Origin of the sequence: Streptomyces sp. B1I3 (assembly GCF_030816615.1) — a bacterium.
Taxonomy (GTDB): Bacteria; Actinomycetota; Actinomycetes; order Streptomycetales; family Streptomycetaceae; genus Streptomyces.
In genome coordinates this window covers 5,012,016-5,030,261 of the sequence record NZ_JAUSYD010000001.1, presented here as the reverse complement: position 1 = coordinate 5,030,261, position 18,246 = coordinate 5,012,016, and the positions used below count along the sequence as shown (strand labels likewise).

The window sequence follows — 18,246 nt, the reverse complement described above, 5'->3', positions numbered from 1 at the left end:
AGGCCGGCAGGCCGGCAGACCGGCAGACCGGCACGGTACGGCCGGGGTCCGGGCACGCCGAAGGGCGGCCGTCCGGAGAGGACGGCCGCCCTTCGATGCCTTGAGGGCCTTACTTGCCCTTGGCGGCTTCCTTGAGCTTCGAGCCCGCGGAGACCTTCACGCTGTAACCGGCCGGGATGTTGATCGGGTCGCCGGTCTGCGGGTTGCGAGCGGTGCGAGCGGCACGGTGGGTGCGCTCGAAGGTCAGGAAGCCGGGGATGGTGACCTTCTCGTCGCCCTTGGCGACGATCTCGCCGACGGTCTCGGCGAGGGCGGCCAGAACGGCGTCGGCGTCCTTGCGGGTCACCTCGGCACGGTCGGCCAGGGCGGCCACCAGCTCACTGCGGTTCATGTTGTTACTCCCGTGTTCTTCTTGCCTGTGAGGCGTGAGATCGAAGCCGATGCTGCCAGGGCCCTCTGACAGTCCCCGGACCCGGGTCTGATGTCAGACCCTCGCGCCCGAATACGCATCCTGCCCCCACCTGCGGCGCTAACGCCAATCCGGAACCCCCGGACGTCACACGAAAAGCGCCACTGATTGCCCGTGGTGACGTTCCGTCGACTTCTTGGAGCGGTCCGCAGCGGATGCCGGGCCTGTGGGGCTCGCTGCCCGCCCACCCTAAAGGGGCGTTTGGGACGCCGCGACCCGCGACGCGCCGTACGGAGCCCGGACGTGAGGCAGGACACCGCCGGCGGAGGCCGCGCACGGCCTCCGCCGGCGGTGTGACGCACGGGAACTCTTCGGGCCGGACCTAGGGCGTGTTTCGAAAGTAGCGTCGTCTGCCCGAAGGGCAGGCCCGGGGGCGTCTGGTGCGTGCGATCGCAAGGCGGAGGGTCGCCTCGATACCGGGTGTATCGGGGTGATCCCGACAACGCGGCGAGCGTGCGTGCCAGACGCCCCCGGGCAGGCGGGACTTTCGAAACACGCCCTAGGCCGGGTCGGGCGCGGCCTCGGCCACCCCGGCGGCCTTGGCGGCCTCGCGGACCGCTCCGGCGACCGCTCCCGCGACCTTGTCGTTGAAGACCGACGGGATGATGTAGTTCGCGTTCACCTCGTCCTCGGCGACCACACCGGCGAGGGCACGCGCGGCGGCGAGCATCATCTCCGTGTTGACGGTACGGGACTGAGCGTCCAGCAGACCGCGGAAGACGCCGGGGAAGACCAGCACGTTGTTGATCTGGTTCGGGAAGTCGGAGCGGCCGGTGGCCACAACTGCCGCCGTCTCCCGAGCGATTGCCGGGTCAACCTCGGGGTCCGGATTCGCGAGCGCGAACACGATCGCACCCTCCGCCATCGCCGCGACGTCGTCGCCGTCCAGGACGTTGGGGGCGGAGACGCCGATGAAGACGTCGGCGCCGGCGACGGCCTCCTTGAGGGTGCCCGTGACGCCCTCCGGGTTGGTGTTGTCGGCGATCCAGCGCAGCGGCGAGTCGGGGTCGGCGGAGACGAGGTCCTCACGGCCCGTGTGCACCACACCGTGGATGTCGGCGACGACGGCGTGCTTGACGCCTGCCGCGATGAGCAGCTTCAGGATGGCCGTACCGGCCGCGCCGGCGCCGGACATGACGACCCGCACGTCGCCGATCGACTTGCCGACCACGCGCAGCGCGTTCGTCAGGGCCGCCAGGACCACGATCGCCGTGCCGTGCTGGTCGTCGTGGAAGACGGGGATGTCCAGGGCCTCGCGCAGCCGCGCCTCGATCTCGAAGCAGCGGGGGGCGGAGATGTCCTCGAGGTTGATGCCCGCGAAGCCGGGGGCGATCGCCTTGACGACCTCGACGATGGCATCCGTGTCCTGCGTGTCCAGGCAAAGCGGCCAGGCGTCGATGCCGGCGAAACGCTTGAACAGGGCCGCCTTGCCCTCCATGACGGGGAGAGCGGCCTTGGGGCCGATGTTGCCGAGACCGAGCACCGCGGAACCGTCCGTGACCACCGCCACGGAGTTGCGCTTGATGGTCAGGCGGCGGGCGTCCTCGGGGTTCTCGGCGATCGCCATGCAGACCCGGGCGACACCCGGCGTGTAGATCATCGAGAGGTCGTCACGGTTGCGGATGGGGTGCTTGGACGCCATCTCGATCTTGCCGCCGAGGTGCATGAGGAACGTACGGTCGGAGACCTTGCCGAGGACGACGCCCTCGATACCGCGCAGTCCTTCGACGATCTCGTCCGCGTGCGAGGTGGAGGACGCCGCGATGGTGACGTCGATCCGCAGCTTCTCGTGGCCGGAGGCGGTCACGTCGAGGCCGGTGACCGAACCGCCGGAGGACTCCACGGCCGTGGTGAGCTGGGAGACCGCTGTGCCGCTCGCGGGCACCTCCAGCCTGACCGTCATCGAGTACGAGACGCTGGGCGCCGTTGCCATGGCGAGTCCTTCGCTTTCCTTAGCTTCATTGCTGGCGCGCAGGTGGGACGCAGTCCCGTACGCGCGTTCTGAATCGTCGCACCTACCGACCGGTAGCCGGTAATGACTGCCACCTTTCGGAAAGTGTTTTCCACCATACGAGAAGTTGGCTCGTCGGGGAACCCCGGCCAGGCCTCGAACACAAACAGACCCGCGCCACCATCAGGTGACGCGGGTCTGTCTTTTCACTCAGTGACACCGGCCCGCCATGCTCGCCTCGCGGCAAGTGGTCGCTCGAAGCGACGAAGGTTGGGCCCGGGGGCTTGGATCGAGCCGGTGCCGACACCAGGCTAACAAAGACCCAGGAAAAGTGATTCCCCTGCGGCGCGCCGACTCGAAAAAGAGTCGCCGGCCACTGCGAACCGCCCGTCTGCCCGCCCCCTGAGCCCCATCACGCCCTTCCGCCCCCTCAGTCCCGTCAGTCCCGTCAGTCCCGTCAGTCCCTCAGCAGGTCCGGTACGCCGTGCTCGTCCGGCATGTCACGTTCGCCGGAGACCACGGTCAGCTGCTGCGTCGCACGGGTGAGCGCCACGTACAGCACCCGCAGCCCCGCCGGCGACTCGTCCGCGATCTCCGCGGGCGAGACGACCACCGTGGCGTCGTACTCCAGGCCCTTCGCCTCCAGGCTGCCCAGCGCCACCACCCGCTCGCCGAGCTCCTCGAGCCAGGCACGGGCCTCGGCACGGCGGTCCATCGCGACGACCACGCCGACGGTGCCGTCCACCTCCGCGAGCAGCCTGCGCGCCTCCTCGCGGACGGTCCCGGCCAGATCCCCGGCGCGCACCGTCTCGAAGCGCGGTTCCACCCCCGTGGAGCGGACCGCCGCCGGGGACTCCATCCCCGGCATGGCCAGCGCCAGCACCTTCGCCGCGAGCTCGGCGATCTCCGCCGGGTTGCGGTAGTTCACCGTGAGGGTGAATTGCCGCCGGGGCCGGTTGCCGAGCGCCTCGTCACGGGCCGCGGACGCCTCGTCCGGGTCGGACCAGGAGGACTGGGCCGCGTCGCCGACGATCGTCCAGGTGGCGTGCCGGCCGCGGCGGCCGACCATGCGCCACTGCATCGGGGTCAGGTCCTGCGCCTCGTCGACGATGACGTGCGCGTACTCGGTGCGCTCCGCCGCCAGCCTCTCGGCCCGCTCCCGCTGGGTCTCCTCGCGCTGCGGCATCAGCTCGTCCAGGCCGGTGAGCTGGTCCAGCGGGTCGAGCTCGCGCTTCCTCTTCGGGCGGTGCGGGGTTCCCAGCAGCGTCTGCAGCTCGTCCAGGAGCGCCACGTCGTGGACGGAGAGGGGACCCTTGCCGTCCTCGTCCAGCCGCTTCAGCGAGCGGGCCAGGCGACGCACCTCGCCCTGGTTGAGGATCCGGCGCGCCCACCGGCTCAGCCGCCGCTCGTCGGCCATGGCGGCCAGCACCCGGCGGGGGGTGAGCTCCGGCCACCAGGCGTTCAGGAACTCCAGGAACACCGGCTCGGTGGAGACGTCCTCGTCGAACGAGGAGCGCAGCTCCGCGATCAGCTCGGGGTCGGTGTAACGGCCCCGGCCCGACGACTTGCTCCACAGGGCGTCCAGGAGAAGCTTGCGGGCGCGCGGGCGCAGCAGGTTGACGGGTGCGGTGCCGCCGAGGGCGTTGTGCCGGATGCGCCGGAGCTCGTCCGCCTCCAGTTCGACCCGGGCGCCGAAGGCCACCACCCTCAGCCGGGCCGGGGTGCCCTGCTCCGCCGGGCCCTCCGCCTCGCCGAAGGAGAGCTGACCCTCCTGGGCGGCGGGTCGGGGGGCCGGCTGCTCCAGGGCACCACGGGCGGCCTTGCGCAGCACGTGGAGCATCCGGGAGGAGCCCTTGATCCGGGCGACGGCGGGCTCGTCGTACGTGGTGGCCCCCTCGGCACCGGCGGCCTCGTCGGAGAGCGAGCCGACCGCGCGGATGGCGACCTGGCCCTCCTCCCCGAGCGAGGGCAGCACTCCCTCGGTGTACGCGACCAGGAGCGGGGTCGGGGAGACGACGAGGATGCCGCCCGCGTACCGGCGCCGGTCCTGGTAGAGGAGGTACGCGGCCCGGTGCAGGGCCACCGCCGTCTTGCCGGTGCCGGGCCCTCCGGACACCTCCGTGACGGAGGCGGCGGGGGCGCGGATCACCAGGTCCTGCTCGGCCTGGATGGAGGAGACGATGTCGCGCATGGTGTGACTGCGGGCCTGGCCCAGCGCGGCCATCAGGGCGCCGTCGCCGATGACCGGGAGGCTCTCGCCTCCCAGGAACGCCGTCAGCTCCGGACGCATCAGGTCGTCCTCGACCCCGAGGACCCTGCGGCCCTTGGAGCGGATGACCCGTCGGCGTACGACCCTGCCCGGGTCCTTGGGCGTCGACCGGTAGAACGGCGCGGCGGCCGGGGCCCGCCAGTCGATCACCAGCGGCGCGTAGTCGGAGTCGAGGACTCCTATGCGCCCGATGTGGAGCGTCTCCGCGATGTCGGCGGTGCCGTCCTCCCGTACGGCGTCGTCGGCGGGTGCGACGGAGGTGAACGCGCCGTCCGGGCCGCGCTCGCCGTCCTTGCCGTGCAGCAGGTCGATCCGCCCGAAGAGGAAGTCCTCGAACTCACTGTTCAGCCGGTTGAGGTGGACACCGGCGCGGAAGACCTGGGCGTCGCGTTCGGCGAGTGCCCCGGGGGTCCCGACCTGGGCCCGTTTGCCGGCGTCGTGCATGAGAAATTCCGCCTCGTGGATCTTCTCTTCGAGGCGGTGGTAGACCCGGTCCAGATGTTCTTGCTCGACACCGATTTCCCGGTCCCGCAACGAATCGACAGCGGCATCCTGCGCGGCCACCGAGGCCCCCTTCTGACGTGCATTGGGCAGCCGTCAACCGTACGCGAAAGGGGGCTCCCCGCGCACCTGCGGCCCGGATTGCGTTTACGCGTCGATCTCCACCAGCCGCTCGCCGTCGAAGGTGCGCACCTCGAAGTGGTCGATGTCCTCGCGCGCCATCGCCGCGCCGCCGTGCACGTACAGCGGATTCCTCGCGCTCGCGTGGGTGGAGTCCTCGATCCCGTACCCCCAGGTCGGTACGGACCAGGAGGTGACGACCTCCTCATCGCCGGTTCTGGAGACGGCGATCAGGCTGCACTTCTGCGGCCCCTTGACGTTCTTGAGTTCCAGGACCGTGTGCGTCCCCCAGGCCTTGGGCTCCATACCGACCGTGGCGTCTACCCGGGTGGTGGGGTCGGTCGCCCGCAGCTTCTCCTTCATGTGGTGGAAGAAGGCGTCCTCGGCGGGGCTCGTGGGGTGGGGGTCGCCGGCCTGCACCTGCGTGCCGGAGTCGTCGCCGCCCGTGGCGACGACCGCGGCCACCGGGCCGCCGATGACCAGGACCGCCGCCGCCGCGATCAGGTAACGGGCACGCCGCCTCCGCCGGGACCGCTTGCGCGCGACCTCGTCGACCAGGCCGGCCAGCAACCTCGGCGCGGGCCGGTCGGGCACGTGCGGGACGGGGCGCGCGCCCGCCGCGGCGGGTGCCTCCGCGAGCATCGCCAGCATGGGCTCCATCCCGGCGAACTCGTCGAGATGGGCGGCGCACAGCGCGCAGTGCGCCAGATGCGCCTCGAAGGCGCTCGCCTCGGCGTCGTCGAGGATGCCGAGCACATAGGCGCCGGCCGCGTCGTGCTCCGGGCCCTCCGTGGGGAGGCCGAAGGGACCGGCGGGCGGGCCGGGTGGCCCGGACGGCCCGCCGGGGGTACGGGGACCTGCCGGCCGGGGCCCGAAAGGCTGCCACTCCTGGTCGCTCATGCCGTGATCCCCCTCTCCTCGAGTGCGAGCTTCATCGAACGCAGTGCGTAGAACACCCGGGACCGCACGGTTCCGCTGGGGACGCCGAGCACCTCGGCGGCCTCGTTGACCGTACGGCCCTTGAAGTAGGTCTCGACCAATGCTTCCCGGTGGGCGGGGGTCAAATCGTCGAGTGCGTCCGAGAGCGTCATCAGCCACAACGCCTTGTCTATCTCGTCCTCCGCGGGAATGACCTCCAGCGGCGACGGATCGACCTCACGCGGCCGGGCCTGCCGGCTGCGGTGGCCGTCGATGACGATGCGCCGGGCGACCGTCACCAGCCAGGGGCGGACGGAGCCGGTGGCCCGGTTGAGCGAACCGGCGTTCTTCCAGGCACGGATGAGCGTTTCCTGCACGACGTCCTCGGCCCGCTGACGGTCTCCGGCGACAAGACGGAGCACATAGGCGAGCAGCGGCCCGGCATGTTCGCGGTACAGCGCCCGCATCAGCTCCTCGTCGGGGACGGCGGAGGGAGAGCGGGGCGGCTCACTGCGATGTCGAGCCCTGTGCGGACGGTCATCGGCCACGGCCGCATCCTTGCGCACCCGAACCTCCCGGTCGAGACCCTGTCGAGCTCTGTGACCATCGATACGGGCGCGGGCGGCGGTTCATTCAACGGGCGCACGACTTTTCTTCCCGGCAGGGCCGTTACGGGCGGGCAGGCGCGCATACCGGCCGCCCCGGGCGGGTGCCCACCGCCGCGCCGGCGGCTCGGCGGGTGCTCACCGCACGGCGGCTCGGCGGGTGCTCACCGCACGGCCTTCACGCGGCGGCGGTGCCGGGCCACCCGTTCCCGGTTCCCGCAGACCTCGCTGGAGCACCAGCGCCGCCGCCGGCCCCGCGACGTGTCCAGGTAGAGCCGCCGGCAGGCATCGCCCTCGCAGCGCCGCAGCCCCGCTCTGGCCGCCGGGTCGGTCAGCAGCTCCACGGCGTCCCGGGCCACCGCCGCCAGCAGGGCCTCGCACGCGGGGTCGGCACTCAGCACCCGTACGAGGGCTCCTCCCTCGGCACGTACGGCCCGTACCCCGGGCGGCGGCCCGGCTGCCAGGGCGTTGACGCGTTCCAGGGCGTTCTCGGCGCTGTTCCCGGCCAGTTCGGCGGTCATCAGCCGGTCGACACACGTACGCAGCTGCCGGAAGCGCGCCACCCACGTCTCGTCCACGCCCGTGAGGACCGTCCCCGCAGGCACCAGCCCGGAGGCCACCAGCCAGCCGGCGAGGCCGGCGGGGCGGTCGAGCCGCTCGGAGCCGCCGGAGCAGGCAGCAGCCGTCGCCACCAGGTCGAGACAGACGCGCCCGGAGTCGAACCGCCGGCCGTACGGGGCCGTGCCCGTGCCCGCCGCCATGAGCCTGTCACCGCCTTGGGGTCACCTGTGGGGGGAGAGCCGTTCGTGGGGAGCGGTCCGCGCGAGTGGAACAACCCCAGAGTGCCCGTCCCCGGCCCGGCCGGGAACCCCTCCTGCCGCCCGGAACGCCGCCCACCGTGCCCGCAGCCACCTCACGACAGCGACGCCGGCCACCGGTCCGCTCCGACCGCGGCCGATACGCCCGGACGTCGTGCCCGCCCCGCCCGCGGCCGAGACGCCCGGGCGACGTACCCCGCCCGCGGCGTACGACGACCCGCAGCCGTCACCGTGTCCGCGGGACGGCCACAGGCGCGTACGGCAGGCACCGCTCAGCGCTGCGGCGGCCCGTCGTGCAGGATCCGCTGGAACAGCCGGTGGTCCGCCCACGCCCCGTCGATGTGGAGGTAGCGCGGCGCCGTACCGATCTGCACGAAGCCGCACTTGGTCAGCACCCGCTGCGAGGCGGTGTTGTCGACCACCGTGCCCGCCTCGATGCGGTGCAGTCCGAGCCCGTCCCGCGCCGCCTCGCAGACCCGGCCGACCGCGGCCGTCGCCAGGCCCCGGCCCGCCCGGTCGACGTCGACCCAGTAGCCGAGCCGGGCGTTGCGGAACGGCCCGCGCTCGATGGAGGCGAGCGTCATCGCCCCCACGACCCGGTCCTCCTCGTCGGCCAGCACCCAGGGCATCGCGCGCCCCGCGTCCCGGTCCGCCAGCAGCCCGGTCAGGCGCTGTCGCTGCCCCTCGGGGGTGTAGAAGGATGCGGGCCGTTCGGGCTCCCAGCGCCGCATGTAGGAGCGGCTCCGGATCAGCGCCTCGGCGAAGGACGCGGCGTCGCCGAGCGTCGCGGGCCTCAGCCGGACGTCGGAGGTCAGGCGGTGGATGTCGTCGATCATTCCCGCACGGTAACCGCCCGGTCGGGCCACGGTGTATGCGGTACCGGAGTCGGTACGCGACCGGTTCAGGTGCCGGAGTACTTCGTGTCGGCCGAGGGGTCCAGCGCCAGCCGGTAGCCACGCTTGACGACCGTCTGGATCAGCCGCGGCACTCCGAGGGCCGTGCGCAGTCTGGCCATCGCCGTCTCGACCGCGTGTTCGTCGCTACCGCTGCCGGGCAGCGCCCGCAGCAGGTCGGCCCGGGAGACGACCCAGCCCGGCCTGCGGGCGAGCGTGTGCAGCAGTGCCATGCCGGCGGGCGGCACCGGGCGCAGTGCGCCGCCGACGAGCACGGCGTGCCCCCGGATCTCGACCGTGTGCCCGGCGACCGGCAGCGTGCGGGCCCTGGCGGGCAGCTGGGTGCAGAGCAGCTGGACGAGCGGACCGAGCCGGAAGCGCTCCGGCTGGAGGGTGTCGATGCCCCGCGCCTGCAGCGGCAGGGCGGTGACCGGTCCCACGCACGCCGTTACGACGTCGTGGCCCAGGGCGGACAGCACCTCCGGGAGCATGCCGCGGGCCTCGGCCCGGTTCAGGTAGGAGGCGACTGCCGGGGCACTGGTGAAGGTGAGGGCGTCCAGACCGCGGGCGACCGTGACGTCCAGCATGCGGTCGAGGGGCGCGATGTCCTCCGGGGGCATCCACCGGTAGACGGGTACGCCGACGACCTCGGCGCCCGCCGCACGCAGCGACTCGACGAATCCGGGCAGGGGCTCCCCGTGCAGCTGGAGGGCGACCCGTCGGCCCGAGACGCCCTCGTCCAGCAGCCGGTCCAGGACTTCGGCCATCGATTCGGACCCGGGCGACCACGCCTCGGTGAGTCCGGCGGCCCGGATGGCCCCCTTGACCTTGGGACCGCGGGCGAGCAGTTCCACCCCGCGCAGCAGCTCCAGGAGCGCGTCGCCGACCCCCCAGCCGTCCGCGGCCTCCACCCAGCCCCTGAAGCCGATGGCGGTGGTGGCGATGACGACGTCGGGTGCGTCGTCGATCAGTTCCTTCGTGGCCGCCAGGAGTTCGCTGTCGTCCGCGAGCGGCACGATCCGCAGCGCGGGCGCGTGCAGGACCGCGGCGCCCCTGCGCGTGAGGAGCGTCCCCAGCTCCTCGGCGCGACGGGCGGCGGTGACCCCGACCGTGAAGCCCGCGAGGGGCCCGTGCTGTGCGTCGTCGTCGTGCATGGCGTGATACCCGGCTCTCGTCCCGCTGGTGCTCGATGGTGCGGAGGACCGAGACTGCCAACCCTGCGTGACAGGCTCGGTTCGCTTGTATTTCCCGCCCGTTACGTCACATGACGCCTGAGGGCCATCCTCACACCTCGGCGTAGCTGAGCTGGGGCTTCGCGGGCACCGCCGCGGTACGCCGAAGGTATACCGACCACGTGAGGGTGAAGCAGACGGCGTAGAAGACCAGGAAGGCCCAGAAGGCGGCCGTTCCGGCGCCCGAGGTCGCGAAGGACTGGCGGAAAGCGAGGTTGATCGCCAGGCCGCCCAGCGCGCCGACCGCCCCGATGAGTCCCATGGCCGCACCGGACAGCCGCCGGCCGTACGCCGCCGCCTCCTCGCCGCGCAGGCCCTTGCCGACCGCCTGGGCGTGGAAGATGCCCGGGATCATCTTGAACGTCGAGCCGTTGCCCAGTCCCGTGAGCACGAACAGCGCGATGAAGCCGACGAGGAACACGGCCAGCGACTCGATCCCGGAGGCGTAGACGACGACACCGGTCGCCGCGGCCATCGCCGCGAAGTTCCACAGGGTGATCCGGGCGCCGCCGTACCGGTCGGCGAGCCAGCCGCCCGCGGGGCGGATCAGGGAGCCGAGCAGCGGGCCGATGAAGGTGAGCGAGGCGGCCTGCAGCGGGGTCCGGCCGAACTGGGTCTGGAGGACGAGGCCGAAGGCGAAGCTGTAGCCGATGAACGATCCGAAGGTGCCGATGTAGAGCACCGACATGATCCAGGTGTGCGGCTCGCGTACGGCCTGGAGCGCAGCCCCGGCGTCGTTCTGCACGGGCCGGAGGTTGTCCATGCGGAAAGCGGCGCAGACCGCGGCGACGACGATCAGGGGCACGTAGACGCCCAGCACGATCCGGGGGTGCGCCGCGCCCGCCGTGCCGATCACCAGGAGGCCGACGAGCTGCACGACCGGTACGCCGATGTTGCCGCCGCCCGCGTTGAGCCCGAGCGCCCAGCCCTTCTTGCGGAGCGGGAAGAAGGCGTTGATGTTCGTCATGGAGGAGGCGAAGTTGCCCCCTCCGATGCCGGTGAGCCCGGCGACGACGAGGAACGTCGTGTAGGAGGTACCGGGTTCCATGACCACGAAGGCGGCGACGGTCGGCACCAGCAGCGACAGCGCGCTGAAGATCGTCCAGTTGCGCCCGCCGAACAGGGCGACGGCGAAGGTGTAGGGCACCCGGACGACGGCTCCGACCAGGGTGGCCGTGGAGATCAGGAAGAACTTCCCGGCCGGGTCGATCCCGTACTCGGGTCCCATGAACAGGACCATGACGGACCACAGGGACCAGATGGAGAAACCGATGTGCTCGGAGAGCACGGAGAACCACAGGTTCCGCCGGGCGACCCGCTCGCCCGTCTCGCGCCAGAAGGTCTCGTCCTCCGGCTCCCACTGCTCGATCCAACGACCGGCCATCACGCGCCTCCACAGGGGTCGGGGTGTTGTGCTCCCGACGCTATGGAGTCCGCGTTTCGGCGCGGTGCCGTGAGGTGACCGGTGCGCAACCTTGCTCTCACTCGGCCGGAGGGGGCGCGGTGAGCCGGGCCCGCCGCACCCCTGCCGGACGGCTCAGGCGGCGCGGCCGCGGCCCTTGACCGCCCCGTTGGGCCACAGGCGCGGCCGGCGCTTCGCGGCCACGTCCTCGACCCAGCCGAAGGCCAGGATGGCGACACCGAGCAGCGGCCAGATCAGGATGAGGATGAGGCCGTTGTAGGACTTCTCGATGTATGGGCCGAACGTGTCACCGAACCACGGGATGTTCCAGGACTCGTCGACGAGCTGCGCGGCCGCCATCAGCAGGATGTTGTGCCACAGGTAGATCGTCACGGCCCGGTTGTTGGCGAGGGTGACCAGGCTGTCCCAGCCGGCGAGCTTCCCGGGGAGTTTCCGCCAGGAGGGTGCGTAGAGCAGGAGGACCGCGCAGAAGCCGAGGGACCAGGTGGCCTGGGCGAGCGGGATCTCGTCGAGGTTCCAGCCCTCCTCGGTGAGGTGTCCCGACGCCCACCACAGGCCGAAGCCCATGACGATCGCGGCGCTGGACACCGCCAGGTAGCGCGGGATCTGTTGGAGCAGCCCGTCGTTGTGGGCGAAGCCGAGGATCCAGCAGGAGCCGAAGACCGCGAAGTCGACGAGCCCTTCACCGAGCATGCCGGGGACCGTGACGAGACCCGTGCCGATGACCGCCGTGAGGGCGATCGGGGCGAGCAGCGTGACCCACGGGAGCCTGCGGAAGGCCTTGAGCAGCAGGGGTGAGGCGAGCACGAACCAGAGGTAGGCGCGGATGTACCAGAGCGGTCCCACAGCCTGGTCCGCCCAGGACACCTCCAGCCATCCGCCGGTCGAGCCGCTCTCCTCGGGATAGGGCGGGGAGCCGACCGGGAGGATGTAGCAGCCGATCTTGATGAACCACCACAGCCCCTCCTCGCGCACGGGCTTCCAGCTCAGCGCGAACATCACCGGTACGGCGATGAGGGAGAACGCCCACATCGGAGGGAGCAGCCTGCGCAGCCGGCTGCGGATGACGCTTCCCGCGGGGCGGGCCAGCGAGCGGGCCATCAGCGAACCGGCGAGGGCGAACATCACGCCCATGGACGGGAAGAGGACGGTCAGCCAGGCCCAGCCGAAGAGGTGGAAGCAGACCACGCGGACGAGGGCGACGGCCCGGAGCAGGTCGAGGTAGCGGTCCCGTCCCGGTTTCGGCACGGCCCCGGTGGCCTCGGTGGTCGCGGGGGACGCCGGGGCCCCCTCGTCGGGGGACGGGCGCAGGGGCAGGGGCACGGTCTCCGGGGCAGCGGTACCGGTCCGGCCGGGGAAGGCGGCGGCCTGCACCGGGGCCCCGCCGTGTCCCGGGAAGGCGGTGTCCTGGGCCGGGTGGGCGCCGGCGGGCGGGGCGTAGGGGCTGCCGGCCGACGGGTACCCACCGCCGGTCGCCTGGTACGCACTGTGGGCCGGCCCGTACTCGCCGCCGGTGGCTTGGTACTCACCGTGGGCCGGCGGGTAGGACCCGGTGGCCGGCGGGTAGGACCCGTCGTGGCGCGGGTAGGACCCGTCGTGGCGCGGGTGGGCACCGGCGTGCACCTGGTGACTGCCGCCGTCCTGTGCCCAGGCGTCGGCCCCCGCCGGCCGGACGCCGTCGTAGCCGTCCTGCTGGTTCGGATGGGTCATGCGACCGGCCTCCGGTCCCTGTCCGTGTCCTTGCGGCGGTTCTGTGTACCGCCCGGCGCCTCGACCACTCCGGTGCGGCGCAGCTTCTGCCAGCGCAGCCGGCCGCCGGTGAGAGCGGTGATCCAGGACTGGAGCAGTACGACGTACATGAGCTGCCGGTAGAGGATCTGCTGGAGCGGCAGGGATATCAGGTGGGTCATGCGTTCCTTGTCCAACCTGAACGCGTACGCGGCGCAGACGGCCTGCACCAGCAGGACGCCGAACCAGGCGGCGACCGTCTTCCCGGTCGGGCCGAAGACCAGGCCGTACAGCAGGAAGACGTCGATGAGGGGGGCCAGCAGCGGGGCCACGACCATGAACAGGGAGACGAACGGCAGCCCCACGCGTCCGAACCGGCCCGAGGGCCCCCGCTCGAAGACCGCCCGGCGGTGCTTCCAGATGGCCTGCATCGTGCCGTACGACCACCGGTAGCGCTGCGACCACAGCTGCTGGACGGACTCCGGGGCCTCGGTCCAGGCCCGCGCGTTCTCGGCGTAGACGACGCGCCAGCCGTCGCGGTGCAGGGCCATGGTGACGTCGGTGTCCTCGGCGAGGGTGTCCTCGCTCATGCCGCCGATCCGGTCCAGGGCGTTCCGGCGGAAGGCGCCGACCGCACCGGGGATGGTGGGCATGCAGCCCAGGAGGTCGTACATCCTGCGGTCGAGGTTGAAGCCCATCACGTACTCGATGTGCTGCCAGGCGCCGATCAGCGAATCGCGGTTGCCGACCTTGGCGTTGCCCGCGACCGCGCCGACCTGGGGGTCGGCGAAAGGCTGCACGAGCTCGCGCACGGTGGAGGGTTCGAAGACCGTGTCGCCGTCCATCATCACGACGATGTCGTAACGGGCGTGCGCGATGCCGTTGTTGAGAGCTGCCGGCTTGCCCGCGTTGACCTGCCGGACGACACGGACGTTCGGGATCCACATCGCCTCGACGATGTCGGCCGTACCGTCCGTCGAGCCGTCGTCGATGACGATGACCTCGATCGGATAGTCGCTGGCCACGAGCGAGCGCACGGTGGACGCGATGCACTCGCGCTCGTTGTACGCGGGCACGAGGACCGACACCGGGCGGGTGAACGGCTCGCCCCAGCGGAAGTTCCTGCGGCGCACCTTCCTGGCGTGCAGGAAGGACAGCAGCAGCATCAGCCCGAAGCGGACCATGACCAGGACACCGATGACCGCGAGGCCGACGACGAGCACGCTCGTGACGTGCTCGGAGATGTCCACGCCGAGGACGAACGCCTTGCCCTTCCAGAGCGCGAAGCCGGTGGCCGGGGTATGGGCGCTGGGGGCGCCCAGGGCCGCGGTGAGGTTGGTGAAGTCGTAGCCGCGCGCCTGCATCTGCGGCAGGAACTCGCCCAGGGCGCCCACGGTCTGGGACCGGTCGCCGCCGGAGTCGTGCATCAGGATGATGGCGCCCTTGCCGTGCTCGGGCGTGGCCTGCTCGATGATCGCGGGGACACCGGGGCGCTTCCAGTCCTCACTGTCGGTGTCGTTCACGACGGTGAGGTAGCCGCGGCTGCCGATGTACTGCGTGACCGGCCAGGACTTGTTGTCCATGGCGTCGGCGAACGAGGAGTAGGGCGGCCGGAACAGGGAGGTGCGGATGCCCGCCGCCCCGGCCAGGACCAGCTGGTTCTGGGAGAGTTCCCAGTCGATGCGGCTGGTGGACTGGTAGGAGAGGTCGGGGTGGTTGAACGTGTGCAGGCCGACCTCGTGGCCCTCGTCGACCATGCGCTGCACGAGGTCCGGGTAGCGCGATGCCATGGTGCCGGTCACGAAGAACACACCGTGTGCGTGGTGCTTCTCGAGCTCGTCCAGGACGCGCGGCGTCCAGACCGGGTCCGGCCCGTCGTCGAAGGTCAGGACGATCTTGTGGTCGGGTATGCGGAGGGTCTTGGCCACCTCGCCCGGTGTACGGGCGTCGATGACCGGTCCACCGTCGAGGACCTCGGACGGCACCTGGGTGGTGGGAGCCGGAGGCTGTACGCGGTGGTCGGCGAGGATTTCGCTGTGCACGTATCCGCGCAGCATCAGCATCGCGAGCAGGGCGACAAGGAGGAGGGACGGAAGCAGGTAGCGCATGGGGAGCCTGCGCCGGACGGTCCGCTTCTTCCTCCGGTTGTGCCTGCCCCGCGGGGCGGGGGGCGTCATCTAGTGAGGGCCTTCTTGTGGTTGCACCGGTGGGACCACGGGATCCGAGGACGCCGGCGGGCTCTCCTCGACGGGGTCCCCGGTACCGGTCGACGGCGTGGGTATCCCGGAGGACGACTCGGGGGCCGAGGTCTCGGGGGCGGGTTCTGCGGAGGCGTCGTCGGCCTTCGGGGGAGCGCTGCTCCTGGAGGCCGAGGCGTGCGCGCCGGGCGCCGCCGGCGGGGACGCGGAGGCGCTGGCGGACGGGATCACCGCGACGCCCGATGCGGAGGCGCCGGGTTCGGCGCCGGTGAGCTCGGACGACGCGCTCTCGGTGGGGACGGGCCGCACCTCGACGTCGCTCGCCTTCTTCTGCTCCTGGCCGTTCAGCGGCAGCCACGGGGCGGTGGAGTTGCCGCCCAGCAACGCGACCACCAGGGTCACCGCGTAGACGGCGCAGATGCCGGCGAGCAGCCAGCCCAGCCGTCGGTACGTCTTGCTCCGGCGACCGCTCTCGTCGACGAAGACGGGGCCGTCCGCGGGGTCCGGACGGCTTGGTTCAACAGGTAGTTCGGAGAGTTGCCGGCCGAGTCCGTCCAGCTGGATCGTGACGTCGTGCGGCTCATGAGTGTGCCCGGTACGGGTGCCTTCGCGCCAATTTTCCACAGATGTTCGCTCTTCCCCCACTCAGTGAGACAGGCGCGCGGAAATGACTGGTTTCTTGCCGTCGGACCGGACCCCCACCCTGTCCTCGCGCCACGTACCACCGTGCACCGGAGCTTCGAATGTAGCGCACGACGGTCACCATCCGGACCCCGTCTCAGCTGTTGTGAAGAAACGGTGACGCATGAGTGACTCGTCGCTTTCGGGCAGCCACGATCCGGTTGGCCGTGCCATCCATCCCTCTGTGGCAGCCAATTCGGCCGCTGCGGCGCTCAGCGCACCCAGGCCCGGATGGTCCGGCCCGGCCCGCCGGACCATCAGCAGGGGGGACAGCGGCACCGGCCGCACCAAGGGGCGTACGACCGTGCCCGGCAGCGGTGGGAAGTCGACGACAGCCAGTACGGGGTTCCCGGACTTCGCCATCACCCGTTGGAATTCGGCCACTCCGACGGCGAGAGGGGCGGGCGGGGCGAGCACGATGTCCCACTGCGCGAAGAGTTGGGAGGCAAGATCCGTCCATTCCCGGGTGCGCGCATTGCCCGCCCCCGCGTAGACGGTCTCGCCGGACAGTTCATCCATGGCGACGACCGCACGCCCTGCCAGGGGGTGACCGTGCGGCAGCAGGACGGCCATCGGCTCGTACCGCACCGGCTGTACGCGGAGCCGGGCGAGCACCCCCGGGTCGAGCCCCGCGGCCCTCCCGAAGGAGACGTCGAGCCGGCCGGCGAGCACCTCACCGGCCGCATAGGTCAGTCCGCTCTCGAAGCGGGCCATCAGCTCGCACTCGGGAACGAGCTCACGCGCCCTGGCCAGCACCCGGGCCGCGGTCATCCCGTCGGTGTTGAGGTCGACGAGCAGCGGACGGGCGGCCGGATCGGCGAACGCTTCGGCGAGATGGTCCTGCGCCTCGAGCACCCGGCGGGCGTACGGGAGGAGCCTTTCCCCGTCCGGCGTGAGTGACACCTGGCGGGTGGTGCGCACGAAGAGCTCCCTGCGCAGCTCGCGCTCCAGCCGGCGGATGTCCCGGCTCAGCGCCTGCTGCGCGACGTAGAGCCGGGCGGCGGCGCGGGTGAAGTGCAGCTCCTCGGCCACGGCGACGAATGCGCGCAGGAGCCGGGGATCGGTGTCGGAGGGGGCCATGCGCGAAATTTACAACAGGAGTGCGTCAATCGGGGTGGTGCAGGTGTTGGACGGTACGGACGTCCCGCCGTGAAGGTTGTCGCGTGCCCGATGAAACCGCTGTCGCTCCGCCTCCGCCGCCCGCGTCGCCACCTGCCGCGCGCCCGCCCGCGTCCCCACCTGCGCCGCCGCCCACCATGTCCATGCCTGCCGCCGTGCCCGGCAACCCGTATCGCCGGCTGCTCGCCACCCCCGGCGCCCGCGCCTTCACGGCGGGCAACCTCCTCGCCCGGCTGCCCATGGGGATGTTCAGCGTCAGCGCCGTCATCATGATCGCCGGGGCGCACGGGTCGTACGCCCTGGCCGGAACCGTCACCGCGACCGGACTGGCCGCGACCGCCGTGGTCGCCCCCTGGACCGCACGGCTCGTCGACCGGTACGGCCAGGCCAGGATCGCCGTGCCCGCCACCGCCGTCGCCGTGCTCGGCTCACTCGCCCTCGTGCTCTGTGTGCACTACGACGCTCCGGTCTGGACCCTCTTCGCCTCGTACGCCGCCACGGCCACCACCCCCAACACCGGCGGGATGTCACGGGCCCGCTGGGCGCACCTGCACAAGGGCGATCCGGGCGCCCTGCACACCGCGAACTCCTTCGAACAGGCCGCCGACGAGCTGTGCTTCATGCTCGGCCCGGTGCTGGCCGCCTCGCTGTGCGGGGCGCTCTTCCCCGAAGCCGGCACCCTCACCGGCGCGGTCCTGCTGATGACCGGTGTCCTGATCTTCGCGGCTCAGCGGGCGACCGAGCCGCCGGTCGCCCCACACATCCGCGCCGCCTCCCCACTGCGGACCCGCGGCATGCCCGCCCTGCTGACCGTCTTCCTGGCGACCGGTGCCGTCTTCGGCGCCATGGAGGTCGTCTCGATCGCCCACGCCGGGGGCGCGATCCTCGCCCTTCAGGCGGGCGGCTCCTGCGTGGCCGGACTGCTCTACGGTTCACTGCGCCCCGCCGCGAGCGTCGGCCGCAGGCTGGTGCTCTGTCTCACCGGCATGACCGCGCTGATGTCCCTTCCGCTGATCGCCGCGTCCGCCACCCGTTCCCTGCCGGTGCTGGCGGGCTGCCTGCTGCTGGCGGGCGCGGCCACCGCGCCCACCATGGTCACCGGCATGACGCTCGTGCAGCGCCTCACCCCGCAGGCGCAGCTCAACGAGGGCATGACGCTGGCGGTCACCGCGCTCCTGGGGGGAATAGCCGCGGGTTCCGCGGCCGGCGGCTGGACGGTCGAGCATTCCGGGACGGTGACCGGCTATGCGGTGCCGGTGTGCGCCGCGGCCCTGGCCCTGGCCGTCGCGGCAGCCGGGACGCGCAAAGCCTGAAAAATGAC

At 71.7% G+C, this 18,246-nt stretch carries 14 protein-coding genes; 1 reads left to right on the top strand and 13 read right to left on the bottom strand.

Going from position 1 to position 18,246, the window contains the following annotated elements; translation table 11 throughout:
* Nucleotides 1-109: 109 nt before the first annotated feature.
* The 13 genes from QFZ58_RS22970 to QFZ58_RS22910 form a co-directional block, all read right to left on the bottom strand.
* Complete coding sequence (locus QFZ58_RS22970) at nucleotides 110-391, bottom strand: HU family DNA-binding protein (protein WP_003968811.1); 282 nt, start codon at nucleotides 389-391, stop codon at nucleotides 110-112.
* A gap of 577 nt (nucleotides 392-968) precedes the next feature.
* Nucleotides 969-2,402, bottom strand: coding sequence for an NAD-dependent malic enzyme (locus QFZ58_RS22965; RefSeq protein WP_307126785.1), 1,434 nt, complete (start codon nucleotides 2,400-2,402; stop codon nucleotides 969-971).
* Nucleotides 2,403-2,877: 475 nt separating this feature from the next.
* Nucleotides 2,878-5,253, bottom strand: a complete 2,376-nt coding sequence (locus QFZ58_RS22960) for a UvrD-helicase domain-containing protein (RefSeq protein WP_307126784.1) — start codon at nucleotides 5,251-5,253, stop codon at nucleotides 2,878-2,880.
* 84 nt (nucleotides 5,254-5,337) lie between these two features.
* Nucleotides 5,338-6,210, bottom strand: coding sequence for an anti-sigma factor (locus QFZ58_RS22955; RefSeq protein ID WP_307126783.1), 873 nt, complete (start codon nucleotides 6,208-6,210; stop codon nucleotides 5,338-5,340).
* Entirely contained in the window at nucleotides 6,207-6,794 is a 588-nt protein-coding gene (locus tag QFZ58_RS22950) for a sigma-70 family RNA polymerase sigma factor (RefSeq protein ID WP_307126782.1), read from the bottom strand. Before QFZ58_RS22950 ends, QFZ58_RS22955 begins: the two co-directional genes overlap by 4 nt.
* A 203-nt stretch (nucleotides 6,795-6,997) precedes the next feature.
* A complete protein-coding gene (locus tag QFZ58_RS22945; protein WP_307126781.1) occupies nucleotides 6,998-7,594 on the bottom strand; it encodes an ABATE domain-containing protein in 597 nt (198 codons plus the stop codon).
* A 329-nt stretch (nucleotides 7,595-7,923) separates the two neighbouring features.
* Nucleotides 7,924-8,487 carry a GNAT family N-acetyltransferase gene (locus tag QFZ58_RS22940; protein ID WP_307126780.1) on the bottom strand — a complete coding sequence of 188 codons (564 nt, stop codon included), beginning with the start codon at nucleotides 8,485-8,487 and terminating at the stop codon, nucleotides 7,924-7,926.
* A 65-nt stretch (nucleotides 8,488-8,552) separates the two neighbouring features.
* Nucleotides 8,553-9,698, bottom strand: coding sequence for a uroporphyrinogen-III synthase (locus tag QFZ58_RS22935; RefSeq protein WP_307126779.1), 1,146 nt, complete (start codon nucleotides 9,696-9,698; stop codon nucleotides 8,553-8,555).
* A 130-nt stretch (nucleotides 9,699-9,828) separates the two neighbouring features.
* Nucleotides 9,829-11,160: a NarK/NasA family nitrate transporter gene (locus QFZ58_RS22930; RefSeq protein ID WP_307126778.1), complete on the bottom strand. Its 1,332-nt coding sequence runs from the start codon at nucleotides 11,158-11,160 to the stop codon at nucleotides 9,829-9,831.
* Nucleotides 11,161-11,313: 153 nt separating this feature from the next.
* On the bottom strand, nucleotides 11,314-12,510 hold the full coding sequence (locus tag QFZ58_RS22925; protein ID WP_373428671.1) for an acyltransferase: 1,197 nt from the start codon (nucleotides 12,508-12,510) through the stop codon (nucleotides 11,314-11,316).
* A gap of 395 nt (nucleotides 12,511-12,905) precedes the next feature.
* Entirely contained in the window at nucleotides 12,906-15,104 is a 2,199-nt protein-coding gene (locus QFZ58_RS22920) for a bifunctional polysaccharide deacetylase/glycosyltransferase family 2 protein (RefSeq protein ID WP_307126777.1), read from the bottom strand.
* On the bottom strand, nucleotides 15,105-15,749 hold the full coding sequence (locus QFZ58_RS22915; protein WP_307126776.1) for a hypothetical protein: 645 nt from the start codon (nucleotides 15,747-15,749) through the stop codon (nucleotides 15,105-15,107). It abuts the gene before it with no gap.
* Nucleotides 15,750-15,884: 135 nt separating this feature from the next.
* Nucleotides 15,885-16,886: a LysR family transcriptional regulator gene (locus QFZ58_RS22910; protein ID WP_307126775.1), complete on the bottom strand. Its 1,002-nt coding sequence runs from the start codon at nucleotides 16,884-16,886 to the stop codon at nucleotides 15,885-15,887.
* Between the two features lie 182 nt (nucleotides 16,887-17,068).
* Here QFZ58_RS22910 and QFZ58_RS22905 point away from each other — a divergent pair, with 182 nt between their 5' ends.
* Nucleotides 17,069-18,238 (top strand): MFS transporter, encoded by a 1,170-nt coding sequence (locus QFZ58_RS22905; RefSeq protein WP_373428577.1) that lies wholly within the window; start codon nucleotides 17,069-17,071, stop codon nucleotides 18,236-18,238.
* Nucleotides 18,239-18,246: the final 8 nt, after the last annotated feature.

What these genes read in the sequence shown, in the direction of transcription:
- QFZ58_RS22970 (WP_003968811.1), bottom strand. Translation starts at nt 391, where the DNA reads ATGAACCGCAGTGAGCTGGTGGCCGCCCTGGCCGACCGTGCCGAGGTG.
- QFZ58_RS22965 (WP_307126785.1), bottom strand. Translation starts at nt 2,402, where the DNA reads ATGGCAACGGCGCCCAGCGTCTCGTACTCGATGACGGTCAGGCTGGAG.
- QFZ58_RS22955 (WP_307126783.1), bottom strand. Translation starts at nt 6,210, where the DNA reads ATGAGCGACCAGGAGTGGCAGCCTTTCGGGCCCCGGCCGGCAGGTCCC.
- QFZ58_RS22945 (WP_307126781.1), bottom strand. Translation starts at nt 7,594, where the DNA reads ATGGCGGCGGGCACGGGCACGGCCCCGTACGGCCGGCGGTTCGACTCC.
- QFZ58_RS22940 (WP_307126780.1), bottom strand. Translation starts at nt 8,487, where the DNA reads ATGATCGACGACATCCACCGCCTGACCTCCGACGTCCGGCTGAGGCCC.
- QFZ58_RS22935 (WP_307126779.1), bottom strand. Translation starts at nt 9,698, where the DNA reads ATGCACGACGACGACGCACAGCACGGGCCCCTCGCGGGCTTCACGGTC.
- QFZ58_RS22930 (WP_307126778.1), bottom strand. Translation starts at nt 11,160, where the DNA reads ATGGCCGGTCGTTGGATCGAGCAGTGGGAGCCGGAGGACGAGACCTTC.
- QFZ58_RS22920 (WP_307126777.1), bottom strand. Translation starts at nt 15,104, where the DNA reads ATGACGCCCCCCGCCCCGCGGGGCAGGCACAACCGGAGGAAGAAGCGG.
- QFZ58_RS22910 (WP_307126775.1), bottom strand. Translation starts at nt 16,886, where the DNA reads ATGGCCCCCTCCGACACCGATCCCCGGCTCCTGCGCGCATTCGTCGCC.
- QFZ58_RS22905 (WP_373428577.1), top strand. Translation starts at nt 17,069, where the DNA reads ATGCCTGCCGCCGTGCCCGGCAACCCGTATCGCCGGCTGCTCGCCACC.